This window comes from Enterobacter cloacae complex sp. P16RS2 (assembly GCF_014982155.1).
Taxonomy (GTDB): Bacteria; Pseudomonadota; Gammaproteobacteria; order Enterobacterales; family Enterobacteriaceae; genus Enterobacter; species Enterobacter cloacae_M.
In genome coordinates, this window is the sequence record NZ_JADCKW010000107.1 from 1 (window position 1) to 527 (window position 527).

Genomic DNA, 527 nt, shown 5'->3' on the forward strand with positions numbered 1-527 from the left:
TTATTAAATACTAAAAATCAAAAAAGAGGATAAAAATTAATAAAGATAATCTGAGTAAAAAAGATGAAACGATGATATTCGCCATTTCAGCAACGCTAATGTTGTATGTGGACAGGATATACAGCATGGCAAGTGTAAACAAAGATGATGCAATGATTTATGTAAATGATGAAGATGTTGTTGAGTTTGCACTACGAATCCACATGAAGGAAGTATTAACTGAGTTTGAGTATTACAAGGCTGCTTATGGTACAGGAAAGGAAAAGTATGAATATATAAATATAACAGAGCTATTAAAAAGGGTGATGTTTTTTCATGATTTATATGTCAAGGATATGTTGATAAGAAATATAGAGTCGGGACGATCTTTTGATGATTATAGTGTTTTGGACTGGGATATGGACATAAATAGATAATATCAGTAATGTTATTCAGAGGGATACATGAGTATATCTAAAATGTGTTACCGGAATGGATTCCGGTAATACGTACTCTGACTATATGAGGTGAAACTAGTTTCTGATGAA

Annotated in this window: 1 protein-coding gene; it reads left to right on the plus strand. The window is 31.5% G+C overall.

The annotated features are described in order from the left end of the window. Window positions 1-35 precede the first annotated feature (35 nt). A complete protein-coding gene (locus tag INF68_RS23080; protein ID WP_193525491.1) occupies window positions 36-416 on the plus strand; it encodes a hypothetical protein in 381 nt (126 codons plus the stop codon). Window positions 417-527 lie beyond the last annotated feature (111 nt).